3 protein-coding genes and 4 pseudogenes are annotated in these 4,479 nt (G+C 73.7%); 6 read left to right on the forward strand and 1 reads right to left on the reverse strand.

All coding sequences use genetic code 11. The features are described from left to right. From VGH76_RS14200 to paaI, 4 genes and pseudogenes are all read left to right on the forward strand, one after another. A pseudogene (locus tag VGH76_RS14200) lies at positions 1 to 282 on the forward strand (Phenylacetic acid catabolic protein); the annotation flags it as partial. Between the two features lie 373 nt (positions 283 to 655). Next, positions 656 to 832 (forward strand): annotated as a pseudogene (locus VGH76_RS14205) (Phenylacetic acid catabolic protein); the annotation flags it as partial. Between the two features lie 56 nt (positions 833 to 888). After that, positions 889 to 1,563: pseudogene (locus VGH76_RS14210) on the forward strand (MaoC/PaaZ C-terminal domain-containing protein); the annotation flags it as partial. Between the two features lie 25 nt (positions 1,564 to 1,588). Beyond that, positions 1,589 to 1,966, forward strand: a complete 378-nt coding sequence (gene paaI, locus VGH76_RS14215) for a hydroxyphenylacetyl-CoA thioesterase PaaI (RefSeq protein ID WP_331557336.1) — start codon at positions 1,589 to 1,591, stop codon at positions 1,964 to 1,966. 30 nt (positions 1,967 to 1,996) lie between these two features. Here the strand turns inward: paaI and VGH76_RS14220 are convergent, their stop codons facing one another. Continuing rightward, the gene (locus tag VGH76_RS14220; protein ID WP_331557334.1) at positions 1,997 to 2,737 is read right to left on the reverse strand and encodes a GAF and ANTAR domain-containing protein; all 741 of its coding nucleotides are present in this window, start codon (positions 2,735 to 2,737) and stop codon (positions 1,997 to 1,999) included. A gap of 220 nt (positions 2,738 to 2,957) precedes the next feature. Between VGH76_RS14220 and VGH76_RS14225 the strand changes: the two are divergent. Then, positions 2,958 to 3,116 (forward strand): annotated as a pseudogene (locus VGH76_RS14225) (arsenate reductase ArsC); the annotation flags it as partial. A gap of 3 nt (positions 3,117 to 3,119) precedes the next feature. Next, positions 3,120 to 4,286: an MFS transporter gene (locus VGH76_RS14230; protein ID WP_331557335.1), complete on the forward strand. Its 1,167-nt coding sequence runs from the start codon at positions 3,120 to 3,122 to the stop codon at positions 4,284 to 4,286. The last annotated feature ends 193 nt before the right edge of the window (positions 4,287 to 4,479 follow it).

Consider the following 4,479-nt stretch of genomic DNA (forward strand, 5'->3'; position numbering starts at 1 on the left):
AGAAGTACTCGTCGATCTTCAACTACCCGACGCTGACGTTCGCCGACATCGGCGTCATCGGCTGGCTCGTCGACGGCGCCGCGATCTGCAACCAGGTGCCCCTGTGCCCGCGCGATGGTGCGGATCTGCAAGGAGGAGTCCTTCCACCAGCGCCAGGGCTTCGAGCTGCTCATGACGCTGATGGCGGGCACCGACGCGCAGCGGGGGATGGTGCAGGACGCGGTCTACCGCTGGTGGTGGCCCTCGCTGATGATGTTCGGCCCGGCCGACGGCGACTCCCCCAAACGACGCTGCCGCGCGACCAGTTCGTGCTCGACGCCGCGCAGAAGGTGCGCTCCGCCCCTCCGGCGTCCGGATCCACGTCCTCGTGGCGCACCGGCTGCCGCGGGGGCGTGCGTCGACCTGAAGCGCAACCTCGCCCTGGAGCCCGAGGAGATCGAGGCCGGGTTCGTCCTGAGACGACCTTCGCGCGGCAGGTGCCGCACACCCCCCGCCCTTGCAGGCCGTCGACGTCGAACTTCGAGTCGCCCAGGGTCGCGCCGGCGCGGGCGGAGACCTCGTAGAGCTCCTCGCGGTGCTCGCGCCCGATCCCGAGCTCGCCCAGCAGGTCCCGGCCCCGCAGGTCGACCACTGGTGGCTCTGCGGCCCGCTCGAGATGGTCACCGGCTCTACGGCAACCGCCGCACCGACACCACCACGATGGGGTCTCCTCCTACACCAGCGGGAGTACGCGGCCGGCTGGGTCGTGCGCCTGGGCGACGGCACCGAGCTGTCCCACGTCCGCGCGCAGGCCGGCCTGGACGCGGTGTGGCCGTTCGTCGAGGAGCTGTTCCTCGCCCACCCGGTCGAGACCCGGCTGGTGGGGGCCGGGGTGGCCGTCGACCCGGCGTCGTGCTCGACCAGGCCGACGCGAAGACCTCCACGGGGCACGGCTCGCCGATGCCCCAGCTCGTCCACGGCGGCCCGGGCCGGGCCGGCGGGGGCGAGGAGATGGGCGGTCTGCTCGGGATCAAGCACCACATGCAGCGCACCGCGGTCCAGGGCTCGCCGGAGATGCTCACCGCGATCACCGGCCGTTGGGTGCCGGGCTCGGCGCGCACGACCACCGACGTGCACCCGTTCCGCAAGCACCTCGAGGAGCTGCGCCTCGGCGACACCGTCGTCGGCGGGCCCCGCACGGTGAACCAGGAGGACGTGGAGCACTTCGCCGAATTCACCGGCGACACCTTCTCCGCGCACATGGACGCGGCGGCGGCGGCGTTGAACCCCTTCTTCGGCGAGCGGGTCGCCCACGGCTACCTCGTCGTGTCGTTCGCGGCCGGGCTCTTCGTCGACCCCGCGCCCGGGCCGGTGCTCGCCGACTTCGGCGTCGACGACCTGCGCTTCCTCACCCCGGTGAAGTTCGGGGACGCGCTGACGATCACGCTGACCGCCAAGCAGATCACCCCGCCCGACACCGCCGCCTACGGCGAGGTCCGCTGGGACGCCGACGTCACCAACCAGGACGGGAGCTCCGTGGCCCGTTACGACGTGCTGACCCTGGTGGCGAAGCAGGATGGGTGACCAGATCGTCGCGTCGGTCCGGCGGATGTGGGACGACGACGCGGCCTCGCGCAAGCTGGGCATGGAGCTGCACGCCGCGGCCGACGGCAACGCCCGGCTGACCATGACCGTCACCTCGGACATGGTCAACGGGCACGGCATGTGCCACGGCGGCTACCTGTTCATGCTGGCCGACTCCGCGTTCGCCTGTGCCTGCAACAGCCCCGGGCCGGTGACCGTCGCGGCCGGCGCCGACGTCGTGTTCGTGACGTCGGCCCGGGAGAACGACGTGCTCGAGGCGGAGGCGACCGAGCGCACCCGCCACGGCCGCAGCGGCGTCTACGACGTCACGGTTCGGCGGCCGGTCGACGACCAGGTGATCGCGGAGTTCCGGGGGAGGAGCCGCACGATCCAGCGGTCGTGACGGCGTCGGGCAGACGTCGACTCGGGCGCCTCAGAGACACGGCTCGTCGACGAAGGCGGCGTGGCGGCCACCACCGGCGCGGAACTCCCGGTCGAGCCATCGGGCGACGTCGACGAGCTTCACGTTCGTGTGCTGGGAGGCATCGACCAGCTTGGCGTACGCCGCGTCCTCGTCGAGCCAGAAGCGCTCCATCAGCACGCCCTTGGCCCGGCCGATCACGTCCCGACTGGCCACGGCCCGTTCCAGCAGCGCGACCTGCTCGACACCCAGCAGCACCATGCTCGCCGTGATCGCGAACAGACCCGCCACGCGACGGGCCCGGGCGTCGAAGGCGTGGGGCGCCACGCCGTAGAGGTTCACGGTGCCCCGTGGCGCGCCCTCGACCTCGAGCAGCACCGAGATCATCGATCGGTACCCCGCCTCGAGGACATGAGGGGCGAACCGCGGCCACCGATCGCCGTCCGGCCCGGCGAAGTCCTCGGCGAGCACGGTGCCGTCGGCCGGGGGGTCGGTGAGGGCCGTCGCGGCCGGTCCCTCGCCGCACCCGCCCTGCAGCGCGTCGAGCGCGACGACCGAGGCCGGCGCGGCGTTCGCCGTCGGGAGGTAGCAGTCGACCAGGGTCAGCCCCGCGGCGTCGGCGTTCGGCACCAGGACCAGCGCGGTCGAGACGATGGTGTCCAGGGCGGCGCCGCGGTCCCGCACGCACGTGCGGGTGCCGAGCTCGTGGCCGACCCGCCGCAGGTGGGCGACCAGGGGGTCCAGGGTCGACACGGCGACCATCTCCGTCCGCTGCCGACCCGGTGTCGGTCCACGATGCGCACGGACTGTCCTCGCAACGACGACGCGCTGTCAACGTGCCACGGTGTGGTGTCGAACCAGGACGGCCAGGTCGCGGGGTGCTGCTCCCCGCTGGCGCGGGAACCGCTCTCGGCCGGCCCGACCTGCTCACCCAGGTCGCCGCCGTGCTCGTGCCCGCCGCCCCGGACGACCCGGGGACGCGTTGCCCGTGTTCCCGGGGAGGCGCTACCTCGACTGGCCGGGCACCGATCCTGCCGGCCGGAGCGCCGAGGCGGTGCGTCCCATCCGCGACGACATCGACCGTCGTGTCCGGGAACTGCTGACCGAGCTCGCCCCGACGCGCATCGTGTGACCCGTGGGCGGGGCCGGAGCAGCGACGATCAGGACCGGGCGTGCGCTCACCGGCGCGGTGCTGCTGGACCTGGCGCTCAGCCCGCTGTTCGCCTGGGACGTCTTCACCGACCACCTGCGCCGGGAGCTCGGGGTCGGTGATGCCGTGCTGGCCGCCGTCTTCTCGGTCGGTCTGGTCGCCTTCATGCTCGGCGTTCTCGTCGGTGGTCGTGTCGCCGACGCGACGTCGCCGCGCCGGCTCGCGCTCGTCGCTCTGGCCGGCACGGTCGTCGGGCTGCTCGGCAGCGCCGCCGCGACGTCGGTCGCCGTCGTGTTCGTGGCCTTCGGGGGCTTCCTCGGCGGCTCCAGCGGACTCGGGTACGCCACCGCCGTCCGGGTCGCCGGCACGGTCGGGTCCCGACGAGGCCTCGCGCTCGGCATCGTGGTCAGCGCCTACGCCGTCGGCACCGCCGCCCTGGCCCCCGTCGCGTCGGCGCTGCTGGCGTCGGTCGGCCGCGGGTGGACCTTCGTCGTCCTCGCCGGCGCGCTCGGGGTGGTCCTGGCCGTCGCCGCCGCGCTGGTCCCCGGGGCACGACCGACCCGGGGCCCTCCCACGGCACCGGCCCACCGGCGAACTCGCCCCGGGGCTCCCGTCGTCGCGCTCTGGGCGGCATTCGGTCTCGGCAGTGCCCCGACGCTCGCCGCGTTCGCCCAGGCGGGCTCCCTGGCCGGCGTCCCCGGGGCCGTGGCGCTCGCGGTGGCGCTGCTCAACGTGGGCAACTTCGTGGGGCGGCTCGTCGCGGGCCCGCTGTCGGACCGGGTCGGGCGGCGCGCCGCCCTGCACGGCAACTCGGCGCTGCTGCTCGTCGCCTGCATCCCGCTGGCCGCCGGCACGAGCGGCGCGCCCGCCCTGGTCGCGCTGTTCCTGCTCGGCACCCAGTACGGGGCACTCTCGACGCTCACCCCGGCAGCCACCGCCGACGTGGTCCCGGTCGAGCGGTTCGGCACCACCTACGGGCTGGTCTTCACCGGGTGGGGCGTCGCCGGGCTGGTCGCCCCGGCCGGAGCCGCCGCCCTCGCCGTCGAGATCGGCTACCACGGCGTCTACCTGGCGTTCCTCGTCGTCGCAGCGCTCTCGTGGGCCTGCGCCGCGACCTACGCGAGGATGGCCGGGCGGCCGGCCTCCTCCTGAAGGACGGGGTCGCGATCACGAGGGGAGGCGTCCGCTCGGGCGCGACCCCGGACCTAGTAAGTGCCGGTAGCGGTTGATCTGGGCTCGGTCATCGGGGTGCTCCTTGGTGTTGGTTCGGGTTCGGGTCGGGCCATCACTATCGGGAGGCAGCGGTGTCTGAAGGCGGGAAGCTCACTCGTGGTGACCGTCGGCG

It is taken from the genome of Actinomycetospora sp. (assembly GCF_036497585.1).
Classification (GTDB): Bacteria; Actinomycetota; Actinomycetes; order Mycobacteriales; family Pseudonocardiaceae; genus Actinomycetospora.

What these genes read in the sequence shown, in the direction of transcription:
- paaI (WP_331557336.1), top strand. Translation starts at nt 1,589, where the DNA reads ATGTGGGACGACGACGCGGCCTCGCGCAAGCTGGGCATGGAGCTGCAC.